We start from the raw sequence: 26,888 nt of genomic DNA, 5'->3' as shown, positions 1-26,888 counted from the left end.
GCATGCGAGGACAGGTGACGCGGTTTAGATTGGACGACTCAGTCTGATTGTAATCGCCTTTGCATATCTTGGCGCACAATATCCAGTGCCGCGAGCGCGGTACTTGGTTCAATGTCGTTTTGTTCCAACAGCATGATTAGGTCTACGGCTAATTTTACTTCTTCTGGTGCGTTATCGAGATTGTTCTCGGGTTTGGGCATGACTTCCTCGCTTTGCGATTAGGCTTAAGGCTACTTTTACGGCGGCCTCAACCTTCTCCTGCATTTGCTCAGCCTCAGCTGTGGATAGGTAAAATGCCATATCAACATCAAAGCGAATATAGCGGGGTGGAAGTTGATTGAGCACCGTACAACATAGGTCCGCTAGTGTATCGCTGTCATACATATGCTGCAATTGTTGGCGATCGATTTCCTCTAATACCAACTTTTCGTAATAATTGTGGACGTCGTCATGTAGTTTCATAACTCACTGTTTTCCCGTAACTATACCATCTTAATTAGCATAGCTCAGGTTAACTAACTGTCCAATATAAAGCACTGATGAAATTGCTCTACAAGTTGCCAATGCACTTTGACAAGCTGCGCTACATTGCGTTGATATCCGCCGCCAAGCATAGTGCAAATTGGGATTTCATGGTGTTTTGCATGAGTAAGCACCTGAGCATCACGGGCGCCGACACCGGCCAAGCTTAGGCTCAGGGTTCCTAACTCGTCATCGCTGTGTACATCGGCCCCGGCATTATAGAAAATAATATCCGGGCGATGCAGACGCTGCGTTAACTTTAGCGCTTGTGTGAGTGTCTCCAAGTAAACACGGTCGTCGCAATGCAAAGGCAGAGCAAAGTCGTAGTCTGAGCTTTGCTTGATGCGTGGAAAGTTACGCTCACCATGCAATGACAAGGTTGTAATGGCGTCGTCACTTTCAGCGATGGCGGCGCTGCCATCACCTTGGTGAACATCTAAATCAATAATGAGGGCGTTATCAATGAGCCCCGCTTGATACAAATATCGGGCTGCGGTGATAGCATCATTAAAAATACAAAAGCCACTGCCATAGTTGCCAAAGGCATGGTGGTAACCGCCCGCTAAGTTCATCGCGGCCCCGTCTTTAAGTGCCGCTTGGGCTGCGCCCAAAGTGTTGCCAACTGACTGTAGGGTGCGCTCTACCAATGCGTCGCTGTGGCAAAAGCCGATGCGTTTTTGCGCTTTATCCGCCAACGTGCCAGTGATGAACTGATGGACATAGTCAGCATCATGAGCAAGCTCTAACGTGCTCACCGAGATAGGTTCGGCGCAACTAATAGTAAAACCTGATTTGAGTTCTGGGTGTGCGCACAGCATGTCGAAGAGTTGTTGATATTTACTGATTGGAAAACGATGGTGAGCAGGTAGGTCGAGCTGAGAGTAGATAGGGTGATAAAATAATTTCATCGTATCGCTTGCTTCTCTGCTAATTGTATTTTTTCTTCACAGGCGCTAATGGCCTTACGGCAGCGTCCTAAGCGTGCATGCAGCGCTAAGACTTCCTGATTTAACTTAGCAACGGTGGTGGCATCAGCGCCATGCATCTGTTGTTTGCGGTCGTCAATCATTTGCCCCAAGCGACGTTCAAATTCGTGATTTTTAGCCAGCTCTTGATAAAGCTCATTGGTTGGCTGAATAATTTTTTTCACCGCTTTTTGGTACTTTTTTGCCCTCGCCGTAGGTGTATTTTCTTTCGCCCACACAGAGGTTGCTTTAAGCACTTTGACGATGGCTTCTATTTGCTCGGTAATATGCGTGAGAGCAAAACCATATTGATGACGACCTTGATGCTCAAGACTTCTCGTTAGTCTTTCAAGTTGCGTTTGCACTTCATCAACGTAATCAACGAGCAGCATACTTTTGCTATTAAACACACTGCGATCGAACAATGCATGTTTGGATTGCATAAAACGATTTTTAGCAAACCAATTGGCTTTATCAAATTGTTCAGCATCGCTGCGCAGACGCTCCAGTTGTTGCTGTAATCGCGCTAATGCATGGCCAGAGCTCATTACAAATAAGCCTCATAGACGAGTTTCAGTGCTAACACAATAACAACGGTGTTAAATACCGGGCGGATCATTTTTGAGCCGAAGCGAATAGCTGAATGAGCCCCCAGCCAGGCCCCTAACATCAAGAATAACCCCATGGTAGCGCCGAGTAAGAAGTTAACATGACCAAGGGCTACAAAGGTGATCAGCGAAATAAAGTTACTGACAAAATTCATCGAGCGGGCTAAACCGCAATTGATCAACAGGCTCATTTTATAAAGGAGGCTATTTGACGCGGTCCAGAATGTGCCTGTGCCCGGGCCAGCCATGCCATCGAAAAAGCCTAAGGCCAAGCCTTGGAGCCACTGTTTTATGCGCATAGCGCCAGAGAGCAGCGGTAAATCGTTACTCTGCTGTGGACTGAGCTTGCCAAATAAGGAGTAGATAGCGACGGCGATGATCACCACAGGAATGAGTTTGTTGAGAAACTCGGTGCTCATACTATCGACCAATAAGGTGCCTAGGGTAGCGCCGATAGCGGTGGCGAGAATCGACGCAGCCCAGAACTTAGGGTCGAACAAACGTTTACGGTAATAGGTGACACTGGCTGTCAGTGAGCCAAAACTGGCCGCTAACTTGTTCGTCCCTAGAGTTAAATGCGGGGGTAATCCGGCAGTAAGTAGGGCCGGTACGGTTAACATACCGCCGCCGCCGGCGATAGCATCTATAAAGCCTGCAGCAAGGGCTACGGCGCATAAAATGGCCCAAGTCGATGGGTCGAGAGCTAGTTCAAACATCTAATAATCTATTTTTCGTTTAAAGGGCGGCAAGGTATCGAGCATGGCTTTACCATAACGCTTGGTGATTAAGCGGCGGTCGAAAATGGTAATCACACCACTGTCTCTTTCTTTGCGCAGCAGTCTACCACAGCTTTGTACTAATTTCTTGGCGGCGTCCGGTACGGTAATGGATAAAAACGGGTTGCCTCCTTTTTGCTCTACAAACTCTGCTTGCGCTTCTTCAATCGGTGAGGTGGGCACCGCAAACGGGATTTTTGTGATCACTAGATTAGTCAGGTAATCGCCTGGCAAATCGAGGCCTTCAGACAAACTTTGGGTGCCAAACAGCACACTGCCTTGGGCATCATCAATACGGCGCTTATGGCGTCGGATCAGTGTATCCCGAGAGAGCTCGCCTTGCATTAAAATGTCCCACCCTTGTTTACGCAAACGCTCGGCGACATGGTGCATTTGCCAATAGGAAGCAAACAACACCAGATTGGCTTTGGATTTATCTAGGGTATTGGGCAGTGCTTTGGCAAGGTAATCGCTAAACGCTTTGTCGGTTGGTTCACACTCGGTTTTGGGAATATGCAGCTGCGCTTGATTGGGGTAATCAAACGGTGAGGGCACCTTGATAAACTTAACTCCTTGCTCTGAGCGTAGCCCGCTTTCATGGGCAAAATGTTCAAAGGAGCCCAAGGCGCTGAGCGTGGCCGAGCACAATACCGCTCCTGCACACTCGCGCCATAATTTATCTTTGAGGTAAAACCCCACTTCAATAGGGCAGTCACTCAGGAGGTAGTCATGGTGGTTTTTATACTCCATGCGCTTTATCCATCTGGCATGAGGAACGCTTTCGCTTTCTTTAGCATAACTTTGCCACAGCTTTTGTAGCGTTTCTAAACGGGCTATATATTGTCCACTTTCAGCTAAAATAGGGTCAGCAATAAACGGCTTCACATCGCCATCATTTACGTCACTACTGAGCGCTTCGTGCATCTTGTTGAGGGTGCGTAGCGCCGTTTTACTGGCTTCACTGATATCTTTGGCTTGCACTGTGAGCTGTTGCGGCAGCACTCCGTGTGAGAAACGATAGGTGTCGTCTTCGGTGTATTGAAAGTCTGCACTATCAAGCATACTCAGCACGGCTTTCATGCCTCTGGCCACATCATCAAGGGCATCATTGAGTTTAAACTGGCTACCTGATGCGCTGGCGCTAAAAATGGTTTGCGCCATTTTGCCGCTGAATTTGAGTAGTTTCTCGAGCCAATCCTGAGTCCCTTTTAAGGTGGCTGCTGCAGATGAAAAGTCGCGAGTGATATGCGGTAAGTGGTGCGCTTCATCAATCACATAAATACAGTTCTCTGGCTCCGGCAAAATCACGCCACCGCCGAGCTCCAAGTCGGCCAACAATAGACTGTGGTTGGCCACTAACACATCCATTTGCGCTATTTTTTGCCGCGCAAGATGGAAAGGGCAGGTTTGGTGTGCTTTCATCTGCCGTTGGCAGGCATGCTTATCACAGGCAATAAGGTGCCATACGCGATCTGGGATCACGTCGGCCCATGAGTCTCGGTCACCTTGCCACTGTTTGTTTTGGTAAGCATCATGCAGCTGATGCAGACATTTTTGCTCCATGTCACTCAAAGGAGAGCTTAAAGTGGGCGTCAACGCGAGTTGCTCTTGTTCGCCATTGACGGCGTTATGGAGCTTATGGGCGCAGATATAGCGCCCCCGGCCTTTGACCAAATCATAACTAAAAGTAAGACCGCTGTGCTGGGCAAAAAAGGGTAACTCTTTATAGAGCAGCTGCTCTTGCAAGGCCACTGTAGCGGTTGCAATCACCAGCTTTTTATTACGTTTGAGTGCCAGTGGTAAGGCACCTAAGCAATATGCCAAAGATTTGCCGGTTCCGGTTCCGGCTTCGACCACGCAAATGCGCTGCTTTTTGTCGTATTCACCAGCGAGTGTTTTTGCTATTTCTGCGACCAAGTAGTTTTGGCTAGCACGAGGGCGATAATCGTCCATGCTTGAAGCTATCCGCTGATGAGCGTTTCGGATTGTTTTTTTCAGCGGATCGGATAGCATGGTGTATCAACTTATGTATATATTTACAGTGCGACCATTTTAGAGTGTGGCTGCATATGACTCAAGTGACAATTCACTTATGTTGTGATGCTTGGGCAAGACATAGAAAACAACGCGCTGTATTTACTCACTTCTATAGGTATTCGGTTGGCTCCAATAGCAGGGTTTATCCTTTCCGCGCAAACACGGCAACTGAGCGATGGTATCAGTCATGTCTTTTGGCTGGCCACAGACAACGGCCCAGTTAAAGCACAATCTGTCGCTGAGTCTGCGGTATTTTTCGTTGCCCAATCGCAGCAGCAGCGAGTGATAAAATTACTCCAAGCCGCTAACTTACCTTGTGATATCCGCACAGTAACGCTGCACTCTTTTGCCGGTAAACCCATGGCAGGGTGTTATTTCACGCACTTGAATCAGTTTTATGCGGCGCGAGAACAGCTTAAAGAGCAAGGAATTACGTTATACGAGGATGATATCCGCGCGCACGAGCGCTTCTTAATGGAGCGATTTATTCGCGGCGGCGTTTGGGTAGACGGCACCTCCAGTGCTAATGGCTCCTTAGTCCAAGCGCGGTTTAAAAGCCATCCCCACTACCGGCCCACTTTGCGGGTTTTATCGCTGGATATTGAATGCAGTGGCGATGGTGTGCTTTACAGTGTTGGCTTGGTAAGTGAACGGTTTAAAAAGGTGCTGATGGTTGGGCGTAGCACCGAAGAGCGCTCGTGGCTTGAGTATGTTGAGGATGAGGCCGCTTTGCTCGTGCGGTTACAAGAGCACATACACCATATAGACCCTGATGTGATCGTTGGTTGGAATGTGGTCGACTTTGACTTTCAGCTGCTGTGCTATCGCGCTCAACAATTGGGTATTCGTCTTAATTTAGGACGCAATAACGAGGCGGTTGTGTGGCGCGGAGGAAAAGTCGCTAAGCTTATAGTTCCCGGGCGCGCTGTACTTGATGGCATTGATATGCTTAAAAACGCCACATATTACTACCCCAGCTTTGCCCTTGATAATGTTGCCCACGAAATCCTTGGCGAGCGAAAGCTTATCGAAAACAAAGACAAAGTTTCCGAGATTTCCCGGCTTTTCAACGAAGATAAACTGCAACTTGCTGAATATAACTTAAAAGACTGTGAGCTTGTATTAGCCATCTTTGCTCGTCTTGAATTGGTCGACTTTGCTATTGTGCGGACCCAGCTTACAGGGCTGCCATTAGAACGGCTAGGAGGGTCGGTGGCGGCGTTCACCAACCTTTATTTGCCATTGTTACATCGCAGTGGTTATGTGGCTCCTAATTTAGGCGATCATGGATTGACCTTCGACAGCCCAGGCGGTTATGTGATGGACTCGGTGCCCGGCCTTTATCAAAATGTTGCAGTTCTTGACTTTAAAAGCCTTTACCCGAGTATTATTCGTACCTTTTGTATCGATCCCATGGGCTTAATAGAGGGGCTCAATGCTCCTGATGACGCAATTGTTGGGTATCATGAGGCATTTTTTTCTCGCAGCAAACATCATCTTCCTGATTTGGTTGCCAGCCTCGCACAGGCCCGCCAAGAGGCCAAAAAGCACCGCGACCCTCATCTTCAGCAGGCCATCAAGATTATCATGAACAGCCTATACGGTGTGCTTGGCTCAAAAGGTTGTCGCTTTTACGACCCTAGACTAGCCAGTTCGATTACCCTGCGCGGGCACGATATTATGCAAACAACGCGACAGTGGCTGATTGAATATGGTGTTGATGTGATCTACGGCGATACCGACTCTACCTTTATCGCACTACCCGAAGAGCTTAGTGACGAACAAAGTCACACGTTAGCCAAAGAGTTAGTGACAAAAATTAACGACCGTTGGCGACAAACACTTGAACAAAGCTATGGAATACCTAGTTATTTGGAGCTTGAATACGAAAGCCTATATCGACCTTTTTTTATGCCCAAGGCAAGGCATAAAGACGTGGGAACGAAGAAACGTTACACTGGTTTATTGGTCCAGAAGCACCGAGAACTCGTTTTTAAAGGCATGGAGTCGGTGCGTAGCGATTGGACGCCACTGGCGAGAAAGTTTCAAGGTGAACTGTTTCAAGGATTATTCACTGGTGCAAATCTGCAACATATCATTGATAATTATGTTAACACTTTACAGAAAGGGGATAACGCTCAGCTCTTAACTTATGCCAAACGCTTAGGCAAAAACCCTGATGAATACACCAAAGCAACTCCCCCTCATGTGAAAGCTGCACGAAGTAGTACTCAAAGTTACGCTAAAGGTGATTGGGTTGAGTACGTTATAACAGTTGATGGTCCTCGCTGCACCCCTAGCAGTAGGCCACTGGACTTAGCACATTACCTTGAGAAACAGCTAAAACCCATTATCGATGACATTGCTGATGTGTGCGATGTATCGCTTCACTGCCCCCTAGATAGTCAATTCACATTAATTTAATCTAAAAACCCCTTTATTTACAAAAGAGTCTCTATTGTCCTTCTTTTTTACCTGGGCGCTGAGCTTTTAAGTTTGTTTAGTGATCAATTGTTATGGATATAGCTGTTTTGTTAATTTGGTGTTGACCAGTAATTCCATAATTGTTTATTATCACAATCAAAGTGCATTAATTAGTGCATTTAATTACAAGCGGTTAACAGCCGCGATAAAAACAATCACGTCTACAAGTGATCCAGGGAGAATCTAATGTTAAATAGCAAAATCGCAAAATCAGTGCGTTTAGCACTTGCTTTTGGTGCTGCTTCAACAGCAGGCATTTCGGCAAATGCCATCGCTGCTGAAGAGGGTGCTGATGATGTTGAGCGTATCGAAGTAACCGGTTCGCGTATCAAGCGTACTGATCTTGAAACAGCTACTCCAGTACAAGTAACCTCTGCAGAAGATATCGCTATGTCGGGCTTTACCCGCGTCGAAGATATCATGAATAACCTACCGCAAATCGAGGCATCACAAACTGCATTCCAATCAAATGGTGCAACCGGTACGGCAACGCTTGACCTTCGCGGTATGGGTGCTCAGCGTACGCTAGTACTTATCAACGGTCGTCGTGCACAAGCTGGTGGTATTTACACGCAATCGGCTGATATTAACCAAATTCCAGCTGCGCTAATTAAACGCGTTGAAGTAATGACCGGTGGTGGTTCAACAACTTATGGTGCCGATGCGGTAGCGGGTGTTGTTAACTTCGTAATGAATGATGACTTCGAAGGCTTCCAAGTTGATATTGGTGGCTCTGCGTACCAACACGATAATGACAATGAGTACATCCAAGGCTTGATGGATGAGCGTGACTTCGAATATCCAAGCGGTAGCGACGGTTTTGATGGCGCAGCGTTTGATTTCAGTGCAACACTTGGCGGCACCTTTGATGGTGGTAAAGGTCATGCAGTTGGTTACGTAACCTACACCAAGCAAAACGAGTTACGTCAAGGTGCGCGTGACTACTCATCATGTGCATTGAACGCTGCAGGTACTGCATGTGGTGGTTCTGGTAACGCGGTTATTCCTAACTTCTACGTATCACTTCCAACCGAAACCGGTGGTGTAGACTTCGGCGAAGATATGTATGAGTACTGGACACTTACTCCAGACAGTGGCTTCACCGATTCAGTAGGCAATGTGTATAACTATGCACCAATTAACCACTTTATGCGCCCAGATGAGCGTCATACATTTGGTTTATTTGCTAATTATGAAATTAATGAACACTTCAACCCTTATGTTGAAACTATGTTCATGCGTGACCGCACTACAGCGCAAATCGCGGAATCAGGCACCTTCTTCGATACCAGTTATGTAATGGATTTCGATAGCCCACTTATCTCTGATGCACAACGTGAAGCGCTAGCAGATCGTTTCGGCATTGGCTCTGGTGATCAGTTCGCAACCTACATTGGTAAGCGTAACGTAGAAGGCGGTCCTCGTTCAGATAAGCTTGAGCACAACTCATTCCGTATGGTATTGGGTACGCGCGGTGAGCTGAGCGACCTTTGGACGTATGATGTGACTGCTCAATACGGCTCAACGTCGTCGTCGTCAGCATATATTAACGACTTCTTTGGTCCACGTATCACCACAGCGCTTTCAGCGAATGGTGAAAGCTGTGCAGACAGCGATGGTTGTATTCCATACGAAGTATTCACCTACGAGGGTGTAACTCCAGAAGCGGCAGGAGCGCTTACAGGTACAGCTATCTTGAACGGTGTTACAGAGCAAATCATCCTAGGTGGTTTCGTCTCAGGTGAATTCGATTACACGCTACCGAGCTCAGATTACCCAATCGCAGCGGTATTTGGTGCAGAGTATCGTGAAGAAAACTTTGAACGTACAGCCGATGAAGTATACGCGCAAGGCCTTCTTTTAGGTCAAGGTGGCACAACTAAGAGCTTGGAAGGTAGTTACGATGTAACTGAATTCTACACAGAGGTAAGCCTACCGATTGTAGAGGGTAAAACAGGCTTCGAAAACTTCACCCTTGATTTAGCCTACCGTTGGTCAGATTACAGCACCTCAGGTTCAGAGCCTACTTATAAAGCAGCCATTAACTGGGATGTAACGTCTGATTGGAAAATCCGTGCAAGCTATAACCGTGCAGTACGTGCTGCAAACAACGGTGAGCTCTTCGCACAGCAAAGCTCTGGTTTATGGCCAGGTGTAGATCCATGTGCAGGCGATGAGCCAGAACTTACAGCCACACAATGTGCGAACACAGGTGTATCTGCTTCCCAATACGGTAGCGTAGGTAAGAGCCCTGCGGATCAGTATAATGGTTTCTTCGGTGGTAACCCTGACTTGACACCTGAAATCGCGGATACCATTACCCTAGGTCTAGTGGCTGAGCCAATTGAAGGGCTTAACTTCTCACTCGATTACTGGGATATTGAACTTGAAGACGCGATTGGCAATATCGACCCTGAAGTCATTGTTCGTCAGTGTGGTATTACTGGAGACCCAGCAGTATGTGATAACGTTCAACGTACGCCAGGAAGCGGCAGCCTATGGGTAGGTAGCGGTCAAGTGGTAGCGACAGATATCAACTTGGGTCAATTGCATTGGGAAGGTATCGACCTTTCTGCAAACTATGACTTTGAGGTTGCAGGCGGTACGCTTTCAACTAACTTAATTGGTTCATATTTCATCACCAAAGAGTACGATAACCTCCCAGGTATTACTGAGGCGTATGACTGTGTAGGTACACTTGATAATGGGTGTTTTGCACAGCCTGAGTGGCGTCACGTGTTCACTATGAACTATGACACTGGCAGCTTCTGGCGTGCTACGTTGAAATGGCGTTACTACGGCGAAGTTAGTGACTACAGTGGTGATGATACGCTTGTTCAAGATGGCATCAGCTCACAAAGTTACTTAGATCTTAAAGGTAGCTTCACTATCAATGATTACACTAGCGTATTAGTGGGTGTTAACAACATCATGGATAAAGAGCCACCATTGGTAGGCGGTTCGCTTTCTACCAACGGTAACGCGATTGCTGGTTTCTACGACACATTAGGTCGTTATTTCCACGCAAACGTAACATTCAAGTTCTAAACTTGTTTAATCCCTGAAAAAGCGAGCCTCGGCTCGCTTTTTTTGTTACTAAATTTTAATATTAATATCCTATCTTATGGTTTTTGGAGGCCGCTTGACTAGCTTGCAACATGCCGCAGCGCTATTAAAAGAAGACAATAAAGAGCAAGCCATTACTCTGTTCCAAGAGTTAGCTAAGAAAACCGACACAAAAGAGCCTGCGCTTCGCCAATTACTGCGCTTAGCCTTAGCAGAGCAGCGCTGGAAGGAAGCGAAAAACTATGTTGTGTGTTTACAGCAATTAAACCCGAGTAGTCGCGAGTATCGTCAAGTTATTACTGATATCGGTGAGCATTTAGGAGACTTTACTTTTATTTGCGCTGGATATGAGCGTTATTTGCAGTGTCATGACACCGACGACACAGCACATTTCAATTGCGGGTACTATGCCCGCAAAGCAACGCGCCCAGAAATAGCGATAACGCACTTTGAGCGCGCCTTAGAGCTCGGCATTGAAGACCCTCATGAGGTGCACCTCAATTTGGCATTGGTGTACTCTGAGCTGTTACTCGACCCAGAAACCGCGCAACAGTGGCTAGGTAAAGCTCTGGAGCTAAAACCAGATTATGTTGATGCTCTCTTTAACCTCGCTGCGATTAAAGAATTTGCCGGAGACAAATGCGCTGCAAAGCAATTATTTGAGCAGGTACTGACCATTGACGCGCAGCACTCATTGGCACTGTCGCGCCTTGCTGACCTTGATCAGTTCAATACTGAGTCGGCGCACAATTATGTGACTCGATGCCAAGATGTGATGACTAAAATGCCCGCGCAACTAAGGTGTGATTTACATTATAGTTGTGGCAAAGCGCTCGATGATGCGAGGCTATATAAACAGGCGTGGATGCATTACTCTCAAGCTAACTCTCTCAATAAGCAATCTCTTGCATCATTCAATGTTGCTTCACTTGAGCGCATTGAACAAAGTATTTTCGCCCGCGCCGAACATATATCTCAGCTAGCCGCGCAAGACTCGCCATCAGTACAGCCAATCATCATTTGTGGTATGTTCCGCTCGGGTTCGACCTTATTAGAACAAATATTAGGCGCTAGCAGCTATATTCAGGCTGGTGGTGAGTTGGAGTTTGTACATCGCCAGCTTTTTGAGCTCACCAACAAACCAATTCAATTGCTAAATAAAGCAGGGACGCCGGGTTTCGCTCATGCGTATGATGACTTGTTAGTGAGTGTGGCGAAAGGGCACGATTGGGTTACTGATAAGCGGCCCGAAAATTACCTCTATATAGACATATTAAAGCAGCTCTACCCCGGCTTAAAAGTGATATGGACGCAACGTGATATAAGAGATAACGCGCTTTCGGCTTATTTTCAGCGCTTGGGGCCGAGCCTTAACTATGCAACTGACCTTGATAACATTCGCCATATGTATGAACATCAACAGCGCCTCAAAGCGCACTGGCATCAGCAGTACGGCAATGACATTATGACTGTCGAGTATGAACAACTAGTAGCGCAGCCGGAGCAAGTGCTCACGACATTGTTTTCTCAGCTAGGTATCCAGTATGACGGTGAGGCAGAGCGCTTTCATAATCAGCGCTCACATGTCAGAACTGCAAGCGTATGGCAAGTTAGAAAGCCTTTGTATAGCTCATCCGTCGGCCGTTTTAAGCACTATAAAGAGGCGATTTTAGCGCAGCGCGCATTCCCTTATTTCAGTGAACTGCTGTGAGCTGGTTCAAGCGGTTGGCATAATGTCCGTGGGCAAGGTGATACGCGGTTGTTCACTGGTGATAGGGTAGGTGCCATGCCACAGGTAGCTTGGGAAAATAATAATCTGCCCCGGCTGAGGGCAAATGAGTTTATCTATCTGCTCTCGCTCACCTAAATTCAAACAGGTTTCTCCAAGTCGCAGCCACCCACTTCGTGTGGGATCATCCTTATGCATTGACTTCGGTACTTGAATATAAGCCGGGGCTGAAATCCATCCAGAGGGATGGATATGGTTGCGATGATAACCGCCTTTTCCAAGCTGTACCGACCAACTGCCATTGACTTTAAACTGGCCATAGTTACGTCTATAAAGGGGGTGTGAACGATCGGTTGGTAGAGATGCTAAATATTCGGTAATGGCTAGGTGCAATGCCCATTTGTATTCTTTTATGAGCACATGATTAGAAAACAGCAAGTTACCTGAAGTTTGTGTGCCTAATTCAACGCTTTGATCTAATGGTTGCTTGGTCACTTTACGGTGCTTGGCTGTTAACAGCGCTGAGAGTTCAGATAAGAAGTCCGACAATTGAGAAAAGCGAGCAGGCGTAGGTAATGATTTAACCTTAACCGTGTGCTCGTAGTCGCACAGCCACTGCCATCGCTCATCGCCCTTCAAGCGCCATATTGTGCTTAAATAAGCCCATAGCTCTTGATTGTCTGGGGCGTAATCTAGCGCTTGTTTTATCAGTGTTTCGGCAGCGTGATAATGACTCAACTCAAGTTCGCAGTTCGCCAAGTCAATTTGGTAACGTGTGACACTGGGGCATAAATTGGCCGCTTCTCGGAACAAGGAGTAGGCCTGCTCACCATTACCTTGTTTATCTAAAATCAGAGCTTTTGCATGCACAAACCGAGGGTCGCCATTGAATTTTTCGAGGCCTTGGGCACATAGCTGCTGAGCTTCATCTATATGGCCTATGCGTATTAGTTGTTCGATGGCGGACAACACTAAATCTGGGTGCCAGTCATAATGATGCAGTGTCTGTTTATAACTGCTCATATAGTGTTGTTCTTGCTCGGTGTGCCAGTAAAGCTTATTTAAACTTTCGTGTGCGGGAATATAATTCGGAGCCAAGCTGAGGGTGTGAAGTAATGCTTGCTGCGCGCTACGATAATCACCGAGTTCGTAAGCGCAACATCCAACCACATAGCTCAACTCGGGCAATTTTGGCTGCTGTTTTTGTAAGTCGATAAACAGCGCTTTGGCTTTTTCAGTTTCACCTACATCACGGTATAGGCAAGCTAATTTATATTGCAAATGAAAGTTATTGTGGTGTTGGTTTAGTAGCTGATGAAGCAACTCACTGGCCTCCAGGTAATGCCCAGAGGCAAGCTCATAGTCCACATCCAGCAAGTGCCAATGTATCGCCTGCTCCGCAGAGCGTTTACTCTGTAGTAGTAAGGATTTGGCTTCGCGTAGCCGTAAGGTCCGTATCAGCGCGTCGATATAGAGTAAGTTCGCGGCTTCATTGCGTTTTGAATTAGCCAATGTGGCAATACATTCACAAAAGCTTTGTCGTTTAAATTGCAACTTAGCGAGCTCAAATTGGGCCCCTAAATTTGCAGGTTCAATACGCAAAAGTTCTTGGAGGACGCGTTCAGCATCAGCACATTGATTCAAGCAAATCAAATTAGCCGCTTTGAGCAATAAATCCTGTGAGCTAAGTTCAGCGGCCTTCTCTAAGGCATTGAGTGATTGAGAAAACTGACCTTTTTGATAAAGCGCGAACGCGATTGGATAATGTTTCATTACAGCATTGAAAAGTTAACTTTACTTTATAGTAACATTTCAATGCTGCATTTGAATGTTAGTTTTCCGACTTTTCCTTTTTCTCTTTATCAATGTCTTTGATTTCCACAGAGCCGGCTGCTATTTCCTGCTTTTCTCTTATCTTACGCAGAATTTCTGCCTGCTCAGGAGTAAAGCGACCAAAGTCTGCTGTGCGCGTTTGCATAGTTTGTGACACCACGCCTACGTTTTGCGCACCTAAACCACCATCCGCGCCCGCCATACCCGCAGCTTGTCCACCAGAACCATTGACAACAGCATCGAGCATACCAGCTTGATTGCTCGCGACGCCGCCGCCAATTTGGCGGCCCGAACCGGTTAAGTCGGCGAGTGTGTAATCTTCAATTTCAATCTCAACTTTTTCAACGTTACGTAGGTCATATTCGAATTGGCCTTTAGCATAAATAGCAATATGGCGTTTCAAGTCATCTTGAAGCTGAGGGAAATAAAATGTGGCTTGTCGGTAATACTGCGACACTTCAAGTATTTCATCATCAACTTGAGCGCCGCGATTTGAATTAATGAACTCTTCTGCGCGTTTTTCTAGTTGCTTATATACAGTGGCCCCTTTAAACGCTGCGGGATGAAGGCTGGGGCTGCCAATGTAACCTTGATAGAAGCCATAGATGACATTCGGCTTTTCTGCAAAGTTGGGATACACAATACGTTGCTGGATGTCATTGAGTGAAAGTGGGTGGCCCGCAACGGTAATGAGTTTAGCGTCAAGGAGCCCTTCATCTTCAATTTCATCATCTAATGAGTGCAGCGGATAACGCTTAACCAGCTGCTCTAACAGAGTCATGTTATAAAGATTGAGCCAATAGGCGAGCTGCTCTTTCTTATTAAGCTCACTTAGGGGCATTTCTTGCGGTAAGTTTTCCAGGCTTTCTCTTATTTTAGTGAGTGCGAGCTTTAGATCAGACTTTTTGACTCCTTCGAAATAAAAGCGATTAGCTTCAAGCGCTGTTGCTTTATTACGACCCGATGTCATGCGCGTGCCGATAGTTTGCTCGCTTTTCAAGCGCGAGCGATCCGACATTCCCGTGTTGACAACGGTCATCGCTAACAGTTGGTCAATATCATCGTATGCGACTTCAAATTGGGAATTCCATTTGAAACCACCGAAGGCCTGCGCCAATTTTTGCTCCTGATTTTGCTGTGCCAAGCTTGGAGCACTGCATACAAATATAAGCACGGTGGTGAGCACAGTGGTGAATCTAAACATAAAAGGTCCTTGTTATTTATTGTTATATAGTTGCCTTACGTTGATTGTGAGCAACACAGAGTAACCAACTTATACCTACCAAGTAGGTGTGAGACTACTTATAAAAGGTACAAATGGCCGATATAGACTGACTTAGTAAGCAACTTACCGCTAATACCTCACTTACTGTAAAAAAAAAGAAATTTAACTTTTCATTTCCAAATTATGTCAATGCCCAGTATAGCGGCTTATAAGTAGAATTGATTTGTTAAAAATATGTTTAAACCAAAAAAGTAAGACGAAATCAAGGAAAATTGCGATAAACATCAAGTTGACAGCACTGGAACCTTTTAGCATTATTGGCAAGTTGGTATCAGTAGAAAGATACCTAGGTTGGTTTGTCACAAGGCAAGCTAATTAAAATTCAAAAAGTAACATTACTTAATTGGTTGGGAACTATGTCTGTTAAAATCAGAAAGAGTCTTGTAGCTTCTGCGTTGGTTGGCGCAGCTGCACTTGCAAGCAACAATGTGATGGCAGATCCGTTGAATGACATCCACAAAGCGGGTGCAACTATCCAAACGGCTGCTAAAAAGTCTCAAACTAAAATCGATAACATCTATGGTCAAACGCAAGAGCTAATCGCTGATTACCGCGCGACTGTTGATGAAACTGAAATCATGAAGGTCTATAACGACCACGTTCAGCGTCTAGTTGATGATCAAAATTCACAAATTGAATCACTAGAGCGTCAGATTGCAGGTATCGACAAAACTAAACAAAACGTTGTGCCTTTGATGTATCGCATGATCGATACGCTTGAGCAATTCATCAAAGCGGACGTTCCGTTTAATACCGAAGATCGCCTAGCTCGCGTTGAAAAACTACGTGAAATCATGAGCAGTGCTTCTGTAACGACTTCAGAGAAGTTCCGTCAGGTACTTGAAGCATACATGGTTGAGAAAGACTACAGCACGACAATGGTTGCAGACCAAGGTAGCCTGAATATCGACGGTCGTGACATCTCTGTAGACTTCGCACGTCTAGGTCGTATTGCTTATGTTGCGCAATCATTCGACCAGAAGAATGCTTGGGTGTGGAACAACAGCACTAAGCAGTGGGAAGCTTTGGGTGAAGAATTCCTAAAGCCTGTTAAAGAGACAATCCGTATGGCCCGTAAACAGGCTGCACCGGATCTTGTTAAACTTCCAATCTTCGGCGCGGAGTAATAGAGAATGAAGAAACTATTTAAAGGTTTTGCTGTTGCAGCAGTACTATCAGTTTCTGCCGGTGCTGCGCTTAACGCTCATGCAAACACAGAAGTACTTGACCAGATCCTTGATCAAGTTAAAAAAGAGCGTATCTCTGAAGGCAAACTAAACAAACAGCGTGAACAAGAGTTCTTGTCTGCACGCGCTGACAAGCAAGCGTTGCTTAACCAAGCAAAACGTGAACTTGCAGCAGAAAAAGCACGTGGCGAGCGTCTACAAAAAGAGTATGCTCAAAACGAAGTAACCCTAGCGGAAAAAGAGCAAGCGCTTGAAAACGCAAAAGGTACACTAGGTGAGATGTTCGGTGTTGTACGTCGTGCAGCGCAAGAAACCATTGGTTCAATCGAAGCGTCACTAGTTAGTGCTGAAAAGCCTGGCCGTGCTGAAATTCTTCGTTCACTAGCGGCAGCGAAAGAGCTACCCACTACACGTGAACTAGAAGAGCTTTGGATTGCCCTACAAACTGAAATGACTGAGTCTGCGAAAGTTTCTTCTTTCGAAGCTGAAGTTTCAGAGCTAGACGGTTCAACATCAACCAAGCAAGTAACTCGTATCGGTAACTTTAACCTTATTACTGATGACGGCTATTTAGTTTATTCTGCTGAAAACCAAGCGATTCAACCGCTAGGTCGTCAGCCAGACGGTTTCGTACTTGATTCAGCAAAAGACCTAATCGGTACTTCAGCAGACCAGTACACAGGCTTTTACATTGACCCAACTCGTGGCTCAATCCTGCGTCTGAACACGCAAAAAGCTACACCTGAAGAGCGCTTCCACCAAGGTGAAGAAGTAGGTTACATCATCGCTGTACTACTAGTGATTGGTCTACTTATCGCTGTTGTGCGCCTAATCGACCTAACCATCGTTTCAGGTAAAATCAAGAGTCAGCTTAAGAACACCAGCTCACCTTCAGAAGGTAACCCGCTGGGCCGTATTCTTAAAGTTTACCACGACAACAAAAACCAAGACGTTGAAAACCTTGAGCTTAAACTAGACGAAGCGATTCTACGTGAAACGCCACGTATCGAAGCGGGTATCAACATCATCAAGATCTTAGCCGCTATCGCGCCGCTACTAGGTCTACTTGGTACCGTTGTTGGTATGATCAACACCTTCCAACAAATTACCTTGTTCGGTACAGGTGATCCGAAGATCATGGCTGGTTCAATCTCAATGGCTCTAGTAACCACAGCTCTAGGTCTAATTGCGGCACTACCGCTAATCCTAGTTCACGCTATTGTTGCTGGTCGCAGTAAATCAATCATCCACGTTCTTGATGAGCAAAGCGCCGGTATTATCGCTGCTCACGCGGAGAAGGAGAAAGCCTAATGCTAGTCCTGATGGAGATTTGGGAATCTATCAGGGATTTTGTTGGCACAGGCGGCCAGGTATTATACGTGGTCGCGATAGCACTCTTCCTCATGTGGGTTTTAATGATTGAGCGCTATTGGTTCCTACTCTCTGAGTTCCCGAAAATGAAAAAGGGGATTGTAGCGAAGTGGGACGCCCGCCAGGACACTACGTCTTGGTACGCACACAGAATCCGCGATGCATGGATTTCTGAAGCGTCTGAAAAATTAGATGAGCGCATGTTGTTGATTAAGACATTGGTAGCTGTATGTCCACTTATTGGTCTGCTAGGTACTGTAACTGGGATGATCGCGGTTTTCGAAACCATGGCAACTCAGGGCACAGGTAACCCTCGACTAATGGCATCAGGTATTTCAATGGCAACAATCCCAACAATGGCTGGAATGGTTGCGGCACTATCGGGTGTATTCTTTAGTACACGTCTTGAAGCACGTGCAAAAATGGCTAAAGAGAAGCTCGTCGATAGCTTGCCTCATCACTAGAGAGAGATTTGAATATGGCACGTAAACAACGTTTTCGTGAAGAAGAAGAAGCAGCCGTCGATATGACGCCGATGCTGGACATCGTATTCATCATGCTTATCTTCTTTATCGTAACTACTTCGTTCGTTAAAGAAGCGGGTATTGATGTAAATAAACCGGAAGCAGCGCAAGCGACTAAGAAGAAGAATGCAAATATCTTCATCGCTATTCGCTCTAACGGTGAAATTTGGATGGACAAGCGTCAGGTCGATGTCGAGCGTGTTGCTGCAAACATTGAACGTCTACTGGCTGAGCAGCCTACCGAAATCGTAATTATCCAAGCGGATAAAGATGCGAAGCACGGTGTGGTTGTGAAGGTCATGGACCAGATTAAAGCTGCAGGTATCGATAAGATATCAATCGCTGGAGATAAGTAATGATTCGTTTTCTGTTTTCACTGATTGCAGGTGGGGCAGTTACTTTCGGCTTATTCTTTTTCATGGCTTACCTAATCTCCGGTGGAGATAACAGGGCAGCCAACGAGAAAGAGAAGATCGTTGTCGAAATTATGACGAATCCACCTGAATCCAAGGTGCAGGAGCGTAAGCGTGTACCGCCGCCGCCTCCACCACCGCCTAAGCAGCCGCCTAAACCGCAGCCGCCACAGCCTGAGAATAGTAACCCTAATCCAGGTTCACTCGGTTTCAATATGCCAAGTGTTAATGTAGGTAGCTCAGCGGGTGGTCTAAGTGGCCCAGGTGCATTTGGTCGAGATGGTGATGCAACACCTCTTGTTCGAATTGAACCTAAATACCCGGTGCAAGCCGCGCGTGATGGTAAAGAAGGCTGGGTACAGCTTTCATTCACCATTAACGAAGTGGGCGGTGTAGAAGATGTAGAGGTAATCGATGCAGAACCTCGTCGTATCTTCGACCGTGAAGCTAAGCGTGCCTTGCGTAAGTGGAAGTACAAGCCAAAAGTAGTTGATGGCAAGCCGGTTAAACAGCCTGGCATCACTGTTCAGCTTGACTTCAAACTTAACCAAGACCAGTAAGGAGAGTGTAGTATGAAAAATCTATCTAAAGTGACTGCACTCGCTCTGCTTATCTCGTTGTCTGGTAGTGTAGTGAGTACTTCGGTATTCGCTGCGCCTAACTACGAAGAGATAGAAAAGCGCAAAAACGCTAAGACCAAGGTCATGAGTGAGCGCACTGGTAAGAAGGTCATGAAAGCGTTTGAGTTTGTTGATGCAGAAGACTTCAACGGCGCAATCGCAGTTCTTAAAGAACTCGACCCGTCTGATGAGTTCGACCGTGCGACTATTGATCGCTACTTAGGTCAGCTGTATGCCCAAGTAGACAACTATCAGTTGGCTATTAAGTATACACAAGACGCAATCAAGCCAGATGAGCTTAACTTTAACGACCAAGAGCAGGCGATGAAGCTGCTTGGTGACTTGTTGGCTAACATCAAGAAGTACAAAGAAGCAAAGCAAGCGTATATCGACTGGATGGACTTCACTGGTGAAGAAGATCCCACTGTATACACGCGTATCGCTCAAGCGAGTTATGAGCTTGGTCAGTTTAAAGATGTGGTAGAGCCTGCTGAGCGTGCTATTGAGCTCAATGCTAAAAAAGAGCCAAAGAAAGCACCGTTTCAGTTATTGATGGCAGCTCACTATGAAGCAAAAGAATTTGATAAAGCAGTTAAAATTCTTGAGCGCATGGTGAAAACCTGGCCAACAGACGGCAAAGCCTGGGTTAACCTTGGTAAGTTCTATATGCAAGTAGAAGACTATGAAAAAGGTCTCACTACGATGGATATTGCTTATGACAGTGGTTTCTTTGAATCAGAAACTGACTATAAAGTGTTAGCACAGCTCTACTCATTTGTAGGCGTTCCTTACAAAGCCGGTTTCCACATGGAGAAGGCCATCACTGATGGTAAGGTTAAGCGCATTAAGCAAAATGTCACGGCAATGGCTAGCTACTTTCATAATGCTAAAAACATTAAGACAGCAGCGAAGTATTACGAGGAAGCCGCAGAGTTTGATAACGATGCAGAGCTGTTCCGTAAAGCCGGTGCCTTGCGCTTACAAGAGGAACAATTCGATAAAGCAGTGGTTTTATTGAAGCGTGCTCTTGATGAAGGCTCTGATAAGAAAGGGACTATTTACTCTGACTTAGCAGAAGCTTACCTACAGCAAGAAAAGTATAAGCAAGCCTACGCTGCGATTACTAAAGCAGCAGAAGATCCAAGCACGCGTAAATTCGCGCGTAGTTGGAAAACCTTCATTAAAGATAAAGCACAACGTAATGGTGTGAGTCTTTAAGCTCCTTATGCAATAATAAAAGGCCCCTCATTGGGGCCTTTTTTATTTCCACGCAATGCTTATTTAAGGAGCCATACGCGGTGCGCATACACAGCTTAATCTTGTTTGCTTTATTAACAACAGGGTGCTCTGAGCCTCAATCTATTTCAGCAACTACTTCGCAGCAGGCCTTAGTACAATTGAACGCCAAACTTACAGGCGATTTAACGAGCCCCTTAACGCCTTGGCCTTATTCTGATGCGTATCTCAAGCAGCGCCATGACCTATATCAGCAGTTTGATAGAGCGGCGCTCAGCAACGCACAGCGCGCAACATTGGACTATTTAATTACCGAGCAAAGGTATGTACGTCGCTATCAGCCTTGGCCCCTGAGCAGCGCTATTTTCCGCTCTGAGCAGGCATTGCAAGATAGTCAAACGCAAGAACAAGCAGCGCAGTGGCTTGAGTTAGTGAAAAGCCGCTTGCAACAAGGTGAACAAAGCCAAATTTTTGTTAATCGCTATGAATTAGCAATGATGCAAGGTGAAGTAGAGCGGTTAATCGAGCTCGCTGATAACAGTAAACTCAAAAGTGCAGCGGCCCAACTACAACAGTATTTAGCTAACTATCGCCCTCGCAACCAGCTGGGGCTAAGTCAGCTGCCAAATGGCACTCAGTGGTATCAAGCAAAACTAAATTACTACACTGGCCGGGTGCAGGCGCCGATTAAATGGCTTATGCAAATTCAAAGTAAGCTGGCCACACTCTCTGAATATGGCATCGCGCCTTTGCGCCAACCAGACAATGACCAGCGCGATGTAGGGCTAGATTGGCGACAAGGCTATGTGAATAAGCGCCTGTGGGCTCAGCAACAGAGTTTGAGTGTGGAACAAACGCGGTTAGCGCTTTTGTATATGGAGCTTGATATAGGTATTCACAGCCAACTTTGGACTGAGCAAATGGCGCTAACGTCGCTAGCCAAACAGGGGATCAGCGAGCGACGAGCAAAGCAAATGGTGTATGAGGTGGTCGCTTATCCAGCGATGAGCTTTATTTATGGCCATTTAATTGCGCGCGACTGATACTGTCGCAGCGCGCGCAGCGCTGCGTCGTCACATCTTGTTCTAAACGGTGTGGCTCTATGGGCTCTTCACAGTCAGAGCAAAAGCCAAATAGTCCCAAATCAAACTGGCACTGAGTCGCTTCTAAGCGCTCTAGCCGGATAATGAGGTCTTTGTATTCTGGGCCTAAATGTTCGCTCAGTAATGCCACCCAGTCGCTTTCCGGCTCGTTGGTAAGCTTAGCATGCAGTCTTCTTTCATGGACTTGTGAAGCTTGTTGTAGCTTTGCCAAGAGTTGTCTGCGCGCATCCGCAAGCGCCTGAGCAACCTGTTGCTCGAAGTCATGGGTGAGGATACTCATAAATCGCCCCGTGTTTGCCTTGAATTGACTTTTATTGTGGCCAATATTCAAACTTGGGAACATGACAAGGATCAACCTTGGCGAATTTAGCAGATATTTTTTATCATCGTTGAGCGTGGTGCTGTAATTGTGCGAGTACTTCGTCCTTATCATGTAGTCGGCGAATATCATCAAATAGCTGATCTGCTTGATGGTAAGTTCGTCGTAGATACCCTAACCACTGTTTAGTTCTGTTGGCAAAATAACGCTTCGCTTTGGTGTCGTCATCGTGCATAGATGAGTGAATAATATGGTAAAGCACATCGTGCCAAGTCATTTTCTCATGTGTTTTGTTTTGGTCTGCGGCTTTGATCCAAGCCGCTAAGTCTGGCATTGCAAGCGCGCCGCGACCGAGCATCAGATGTTGGCATAAGCTTTGATTCCTCGCACTATGAGCATCGTCGAGGCTCCAAATCTCTCCGTTTGCAACAATTTCAATATCAGCGTTACGCTGCACCAGCGGTGCCAGCAAGTGCCAATAAGCGGGAGGGCGATAGCCGTCGCGTTTAGTGCGGGCATGGATAGCAATACTGTCTGCGCCTGCTTGCACAACAGCATCAAAAATTTCACTACTACGTGAGGTATCGTCAAAGCCCAAGCGTACCTTAGCGGTTACCTTGTGTTCCTGTGCTACTGCTTCACGTACAGTTTTAACGATTTGATAAAGCTGCTCGGGCTCTTTGAGTAGTACGGCGCCGCCTTTACTTTTATTGACCGTTTTTGCTGGGCAGCCAAAGTTAAGGTCAATGCCATGAGAGCCGAGCTCTATAGCCTTAATCGCATTTTCTGCCAGACACTGTGGATGCTGTCCAAGTAGTTGAATCCTCACGGGCGTTCCTGCACGCGTATAACCGCCGTTGAGTAGCTCAGGGCAATAGCGTAAGAAAACACGGCGCGGTAATCGCTGATTGACTACCCGCACAAACTCGGTCACACAGAGGTCAAAGCCGCCAATATCGGTAAGTAGTTGGCGCATTTTAAAATCAACAACGCCTTCCATGGGGGCTAAAATTAGTTTCATATATGACCTTTACTGCTAGCTGGGCGCGTATTCTAACCCGTTCGTCGCTATTGATAAAATACCTATATCGCGCCATAGTTATTCTGGTAATCGATATACCACATAAAAATTTAAAAATAATTTGAAAGGATCCAGGATGCATTCGGGTCTGATCTGTTGAATGCTACCAACCGAGAGAGAGCTAAAGCATGAATAATTTAAAAAAGAACTCCATCGCCTTAACCTTAGGTGCTGTTGTTGCATCGGGTGCGGCTGTGACTGCAACTGATGCGCAGGCCAACCCATTTGAAATGCAAGAGATGGTTGCAGGATACCAGCTTGACGCAGCAGAGGGTAAATGTGGTGAAGGTAAGTGCGGCGGCGAAGCCAAAGGCAAAGAAGGCAAGTGCGGCGAAGGTAAATGCGGCGGTGAAGCCAAAGGCAAAGAAGGCAAGTGCGGTGAAGGCAAATGTGGCGGTCACGGTCATGCCAAAGGTAAAGAAGGCAAGTGCGGCGAAGGTAAATGCGGCGGTGAAGCCAAAGGCAAAGAAGGCAAGTGCGGTGAAGGCAAATGTGGCGGTCACGGTCATGCCAAAGGCAAAGAAGGCAAGTGCGGCGAAGGTAAATGCGGCGGTGAAGCCAAAGGCAAAGAGGGCAAGTGCGGCGAAGGTAAATGTGGCGGTGAAGCCAAAGGTAAAGAAGGTAAGTGTGGTGAAGGCAAATGCGGTGGTCACAGCTAATCAGCCTTGAACTATCGTTAATTACCCGTAGTACCTAACAAGCCGCCGTAGAGCGGCTTGTACACTTTAAGGAGTGCAATATGTTGCAGCAGTCAGCGCCATTAGCTAATGTGGGCCTGGGTCTACGTCGTGAAATGCTGAGCGATATGCTTAATCATATTCCTAAGCAAATTGGCTTTATGGAGGTCGCCCCTGAGAACTGGTTGCGTCTAGGTGGTAAGCTTGGCAAGCAGTTTCGTGCGCTCACAGAACGTCATCCGTTCATTTGCCATGGTTTATCCTTATCATTGGGCTCGCCCGATCCTTTGGATGTGGCGTTTTTAAAAGATCTGAAGCAGTTTTTTGATGTGCACGATATTCGCCTTTACAGCGAGCACCTCAGTTATTGCTCCGCCGATGGTCATATGTATGATTTGATGCCCATTCCTTTCACAGAGGAGTCGATAAGCTATGTCGCTGCGCGGATCCGCCAGGTGCAAGATGTGTTAGAGCGTCCTTTAGTCATTGAAAATGTGTCTTACTATGGCGCGCCAGGGCAGCAGATTACAGAACTTGAATTTACTCAGCGTATATTGGCAGAGGCCGATTGCCAGTTGCTGCTTGATGTTAATAATATTTATGTGAACTCAGTGAATCATGGCTATGATGCCGAGCAGTTCTTGGCCGGTCTCCCCAGCGAGCGGATCGCCTACATGCATGTGGCTGGGCACTACAACGAGGCTGAAGATTTAATTGTCGACACCCATGGCGCTGATGTGATCGACCCCGTCTGGCAACTGCTCAGGCGAGCTTATGAGTTGCACGGTGTACAGCCAACGTTATTAGAGCGGGACTTTAATATTCCACCACTTAGCCAACTACTTAAAGAAATCGATACCATTGCTGATATCCAACAGCCTTTTTTAGCCCAACAGCAAAGAGCCTGATCATGCAGTTTCAACAACTACAGAAGCAATTTAGCGCCCATATTCGCGACCCCGAAGCTAATCCGCGCCCCGCAGATGTTGAAGACCGGCGAATGAAAATTTATCGTGAGTTGTTTTTCAATAACGTCAATGGCTTTTTAGAAAGTGGCTTTCCTGTGCTGCGAAGCTTGTACGATGATCAGCGGTGGCAGCAGTTAGTACGTCGATTTTTTGCTAGCCATCACGCCACATCTCCCTATTTTTTGGATATTTCTAAAGAATTTGTACTGTTTTTGGCACAGCAGTATGAGTTACAACACAGCGATCCGCCTTTTTTACAAGAGTTAGCCCATTACGAGTGGGTGGAGTTGGCAGTGTCTAGTGCACAAGACAGTGGCCAGTTAAAGCCGCTTTTTAATGTGCAAGAGCAACCTTTGTATATGAGTGAAACCGCGCAAGTAGTGTGTTATCACTTCCCTGTACAAACCATCTCGGTGGATAATCAGCCGCAGCAAGCGGATGAACAGCCCAGCTATATTTGTGTTTATCGCGACCAACAAGATGAGGTGCAGTTTCTCGCCTTAAACATGATGACCGCGTTATTGCTGGATACGCTTTCACAGCAACCAGGCATGACCTTAACGCAAGTATGTGAAGCGTTACAGCGCCAGGCGCCGCAATTTAATTATCAGCAGCTTTATCAGGGAGCCCTACAAATTGCAGAGCAATTGGCGCAGCGTCAAGTACTGCAAACGCTGGATTGTTAACCTCGATTCGATTATTATATGCGCCGTTTTATCGTGCTTAAAGAGGTAATGAAGATGGCGCAAAAAGGTGATTTTAAAGACCCTTTCAACTTTAAATATTTCGTCGCGTTTATCGCTGTATTTGCTGGCATTGGTTGCTTAAATGCCATTCTAGGTTGGGCCACATCTTTGGCCGCCTAATCACAGTACATACAAAGAAATTGAAGCCCCGTGTTATTCGGGGCTTTTTAGTTTAACTAAACACCTCTTCTAAAACACGGATACTGCCTTGGTCCGCGTCAAGCTTAACTTGGGCACCTACAGGTAAAATAAATTGTCTCTCAATATGGCCTATCATGGCTCCGTGATAGGCTGGAATGTTCAGCGGGGCAATGTAATCAGCCAAGACTTGCTCAAGTGTTAACGACCCATACCCACTGCCAGGCTGGCATTGGTTGCAATCACCAAACACGAAGCCGTTAATCTTATCCAATGCGCCCATGAGCTTGAGTGTACTCATCATTCGGTCAATGCGATAAGGCGCTTCATCAATATCCTCTAAAAATAAAATCGCGCCCTCAAAATTGGGTAAATAGTCACTGCCCGCAAGCGCCGACAGTACGGATAAATTACCGCCGATAAGGTGTCCTTGCGATTGTCCTGAGGTAATGGTTTGGGTGAGGTAGTGACGATTAACAAGCTCATCATCAGCTTTGTCTAAATTTTGGTAGAGCACTCGCTCGCGGTGAACAAATAATTGTTTAAATTGGTGTACATTAAAGGGATTCCACTGGCTTGTGGCGTTGGGACCGTGGAAGCTGATCAACCCAGTTTTAGCAAGCAGGGCGTTATGCAGTGCAGTGATATCAGAGTAGCCCAGTAAGGGCTTAGGGTTAGCCTTGATAATCTGGTAGTCGAGCAGTGGCAAAATGCGTGCAGCGCCAGAGCCGCCGCGCAAGCATACGATGGCATCAACATTGGGGTCGGCAAAAAAGCCGTTAAGGTCGTCAGCGCGCTGTTGATCTAGACCCGCTAAATGCCCACGCCGCGCCATGATATGGGGGCTGAGCTTGACGCGATAACCCAGTGCTTTGATTAACTGCTGCGCTAATATGATGTCTTTATGTTCAGCTGTGGCTGCTGAGGGGCTAGCTATACCTATGGTTGCATCAGTAGGCAAGGCTTTAGGTTTCAGTGTCGCTAAGGTGCTTTGCTGTGGCACACCAATCGCTTGGGCCGCAGGAGCGAGTAGCGCACCGGCACCGAGCAGAGTACAGCTTTTCAGGAAGTGACGTTTATTCATGGTATTGCCTCATCGTTTACCCTATAGGTAACGTAATGAAGCAATTATTTCAAATAAAAAAGTTGGCAGGAATAAAATAGTTTTAAGGCAGCCCTCAAAGTGATCTGAAGGCTGCT

General features: G+C 46.5%; 25 protein-coding genes. 14 read left to right on the top strand and 11 right to left on the bottom strand.

All coding sequences use genetic code 11. The features are described from left to right. Nucleotides 1-38 precede the first annotated feature (38 nt). From rsmS to dinG, 6 genes are read right to left on the bottom strand one after another with little or no spacing between them, the layout of a single operon-like run. On the bottom strand, nt 39-200 hold the full coding sequence (gene rsmS / locus MHM95_RS03235; RefSeq protein WP_022946725.1) for a pleiotropic regulatory protein RsmS: 162 nt from the start codon (nt 198-200) through the stop codon (nt 39-41). Then, nucleotides 172-462 carry a late competence development ComFB family protein gene (locus MHM95_RS03230; RefSeq protein WP_022946726.1) on the bottom strand — a complete coding sequence of 97 codons (291 nt, stop codon included), beginning with the start codon at nt 460-462 and terminating at the stop codon, nt 172-174. The genes rsmS and MHM95_RS03230 overlap by 29 nt, the downstream gene beginning before the upstream one ends. A gap of 53 nt (nt 463-515) precedes the next feature. Further along, nucleotides 516-1,430 (bottom strand): histone deacetylase, encoded by a 915-nt coding sequence (locus MHM95_RS03225; protein ID WP_239384199.1) that lies wholly within the window; start codon nt 1,428-1,430, stop codon nt 516-518. Further along, entirely contained in the window at nt 1,427-2,035 is a 609-nt protein-coding gene (locus tag MHM95_RS03220; RefSeq protein WP_022946728.1) for a primosomal replication protein, read from the bottom strand. The genes MHM95_RS03225 and MHM95_RS03220 overlap by 4 nt, the downstream gene beginning before the upstream one ends. After that, nucleotides 2,035-2,811, bottom strand: coding sequence for a TSUP family transporter (locus MHM95_RS03215; protein ID WP_022946729.1), 777 nt, complete (start codon nt 2,809-2,811; stop codon nt 2,035-2,037). Before MHM95_RS03215 ends, MHM95_RS03220 begins: the two co-directional genes overlap by 1 nt. Further along, complete coding sequence (gene dinG, locus MHM95_RS03210) at nt 2,812-4,884, bottom strand: ATP-dependent DNA helicase DinG (protein WP_239384197.1); 2,073 nt, start codon at nt 4,882-4,884, stop codon at nt 2,812-2,814. A gap of 147 nt (nt 4,885-5,031) precedes the next feature. Here dinG and MHM95_RS03205 point away from each other — a divergent pair, with 147 nt between their 5' ends. The 3 genes from MHM95_RS03205 to MHM95_RS03195 all read left to right on the top strand — a co-directional run bounded on the left by MHM95_RS03205 (nt 5,032) and on the right by MHM95_RS03195 (nt 12,169). Then, nucleotides 5,032-7,332 carry a DNA polymerase II gene (locus MHM95_RS03205; RefSeq protein ID WP_239384196.1) on the top strand — a complete coding sequence of 767 codons (2,301 nt, stop codon included), beginning with the start codon at nt 5,032-5,034 and terminating at the stop codon, nt 7,330-7,332. A gap of 246 nt (nt 7,333-7,578) precedes the next feature. After that, nucleotides 7,579-10,440: a TonB-dependent receptor gene (locus MHM95_RS03200; protein ID WP_239384194.1), complete on the top strand. Its 2,862-nt coding sequence runs from the start codon at nt 7,579-7,581 to the stop codon at nt 10,438-10,440. Between the two features lie 94 nt (nt 10,441-10,534). Continuing rightward, nucleotides 10,535-12,169 carry a sulfotransferase gene (locus MHM95_RS03195; RefSeq protein WP_239384193.1) on the top strand — a complete coding sequence of 545 codons (1,635 nt, stop codon included), beginning with the start codon at nt 10,535-10,537 and terminating at the stop codon, nt 12,167-12,169. 6 nt (nt 12,170-12,175) lie between these two features. On the opposite strand, the gene MHM95_RS03190 is transcribed toward MHM95_RS03195, so the two are convergent. Next, the gene (locus MHM95_RS03190) at nt 12,176-13,960 is read right to left on the bottom strand and encodes a putative 2OG-Fe(II) oxygenase (protein WP_239384192.1); all 1,785 of its coding nucleotides are present in this window, start codon (nt 13,958-13,960) and stop codon (nt 12,176-12,178) included. A 58-nt stretch (nt 13,961-14,018) separates the two neighbouring features. Beyond that, the gene (locus tag MHM95_RS03185) at nt 14,019-15,224 is read right to left on the bottom strand and encodes a DUF547 domain-containing protein (protein WP_239384190.1); all 1,206 of its coding nucleotides are present in this window, start codon (nt 15,222-15,224) and stop codon (nt 14,019-14,021) included. A 437-nt stretch (nt 15,225-15,661) separates the two neighbouring features. Between MHM95_RS03185 and MHM95_RS03180 the strand changes: the two genes are divergently transcribed. The 7 genes from MHM95_RS03180 to MHM95_RS03150 all read left to right on the top strand — a co-directional run bounded on the left by MHM95_RS03180 (nt 15,662) and on the right by MHM95_RS03150 (nt 21,699). Then, the gene (locus tag MHM95_RS03180; RefSeq protein WP_026111376.1) at nt 15,662-16,432 is read left to right on the top strand and encodes a DUF3450 domain-containing protein; all 771 of its coding nucleotides are present in this window, start codon (nt 15,662-15,664) and stop codon (nt 16,430-16,432) included. A gap of 6 nt (nt 16,433-16,438) precedes the next feature. Further along, nucleotides 16,439-17,803 carry a MotA/TolQ/ExbB proton channel family protein gene (locus tag MHM95_RS03175; protein WP_022946737.1) on the top strand — a complete coding sequence of 455 codons (1,365 nt, stop codon included), beginning with the start codon at nt 16,439-16,441 and terminating at the stop codon, nt 17,801-17,803. Then, nucleotides 17,803-18,327, top strand: a complete 525-nt coding sequence (locus MHM95_RS03170) for a MotA/TolQ/ExbB proton channel family protein (RefSeq protein WP_045979764.1) — start codon at nt 17,803-17,805, stop codon at nt 18,325-18,327. The genes MHM95_RS03175 and MHM95_RS03170 overlap by 1 nt, the downstream gene beginning before the upstream one ends. Before the next feature lie 14 nt (nt 18,328-18,341). Continuing rightward, nucleotides 18,342-18,743 carry a biopolymer transporter ExbD gene (locus MHM95_RS03165; RefSeq protein WP_053910968.1) on the top strand — a complete coding sequence of 134 codons (402 nt, stop codon included), beginning with the start codon at nt 18,342-18,344 and terminating at the stop codon, nt 18,741-18,743. After that, nucleotides 18,743-19,360: an energy transducer TonB gene (locus tag MHM95_RS03160; protein ID WP_022946740.1), complete on the top strand. Its 618-nt coding sequence runs from the start codon at nt 18,743-18,745 to the stop codon at nt 19,358-19,360. The genes MHM95_RS03165 and MHM95_RS03160 overlap by 1 nt, the downstream gene beginning before the upstream one ends. A gap of 12 nt (nt 19,361-19,372) precedes the next feature. After that, the gene (locus MHM95_RS03155; protein WP_022946741.1) at nt 19,373-20,638 is read left to right on the top strand and encodes a tetratricopeptide repeat protein; all 1,266 of its coding nucleotides are present in this window, start codon (nt 19,373-19,375) and stop codon (nt 20,636-20,638) included. 80 nt (nt 20,639-20,718) lie between these two features. Next, entirely contained in the window at nt 20,719-21,699 is a 981-nt protein-coding gene (locus tag MHM95_RS03150; RefSeq protein ID WP_235418835.1) for a hypothetical protein, read from the top strand. Here the strand turns inward: MHM95_RS03150 and MHM95_RS03145 are convergent. Beyond that, a complete protein-coding gene (locus MHM95_RS03145; RefSeq protein ID WP_235418836.1) occupies nt 21,668-22,039 on the bottom strand; it encodes a TraR/DksA C4-type zinc finger protein in 372 nt (123 codons plus the stop codon). The genes MHM95_RS03150 and MHM95_RS03145 overlap by 32 nt on opposite strands. Nucleotides 22,040-22,142: 103 nt before the next feature. Further along, nucleotides 22,143-23,099, bottom strand: coding sequence for a tRNA-dihydrouridine synthase (locus MHM95_RS03140; protein ID WP_235418837.1), 957 nt, complete (start codon nt 23,097-23,099; stop codon nt 22,143-22,145). 188 nt (nt 23,100-23,287) lie between these two features. Between MHM95_RS03140 and MHM95_RS03135 the strand changes: the two genes are divergently transcribed. From MHM95_RS03135 to MHM95_RS03120, 4 genes are all read left to right on the top strand, one after another. Then, on the top strand, nt 23,288-23,818 hold the full coding sequence (locus MHM95_RS03135; protein WP_152440929.1) for a hypothetical protein: 531 nt from the start codon (nt 23,288-23,290) through the stop codon (nt 23,816-23,818). 80 nt (nt 23,819-23,898) lie between these two features. Then, nucleotides 23,899-24,744 (top strand): DUF692 domain-containing protein, encoded by an 846-nt coding sequence (locus tag MHM95_RS03130; protein WP_235418838.1) that lies wholly within the window; start codon nt 23,899-23,901, stop codon nt 24,742-24,744. A gap of 2 nt (nt 24,745-24,746) precedes the next feature. Further along, complete coding sequence (locus MHM95_RS03125) at nt 24,747-25,490, top strand: putative DNA-binding domain-containing protein (protein WP_151172532.1); 744 nt, start codon at nt 24,747-24,749, stop codon at nt 25,488-25,490. An 18-nt stretch (nt 25,491-25,508) separates the two neighbouring features. Further along, nucleotides 25,509-25,670, top strand: a complete 162-nt coding sequence (locus MHM95_RS03120) for a hypothetical protein (RefSeq protein WP_022946748.1) — start codon at nt 25,509-25,511, stop codon at nt 25,668-25,670. A gap of 52 nt (nt 25,671-25,722) precedes the next feature. Here the strand turns inward: MHM95_RS03120 and MHM95_RS03115 are convergent, their stop codons facing one another. Further along, nucleotides 25,723-26,772 (bottom strand): LD-carboxypeptidase, encoded by a 1,050-nt coding sequence (locus tag MHM95_RS03115; RefSeq protein WP_239384188.1) that lies wholly within the window; start codon nt 26,770-26,772, stop codon nt 25,723-25,725. Nucleotides 26,773-26,888 lie beyond the last annotated feature (116 nt).

The organism is Pseudoalteromonas sp. CnMc7-15, assembly GCF_022347925.1.
In the GTDB taxonomy this organism is placed as follows: Bacteria; Pseudomonadota; Gammaproteobacteria; order Enterobacterales; family Alteromonadaceae; genus Pseudoalteromonas; species Pseudoalteromonas ruthenica.
The sequence above is the reverse complement of the archived record's forward strand: the minus strand, read 5'-3'. Positions and strand labels throughout refer to the sequence as shown.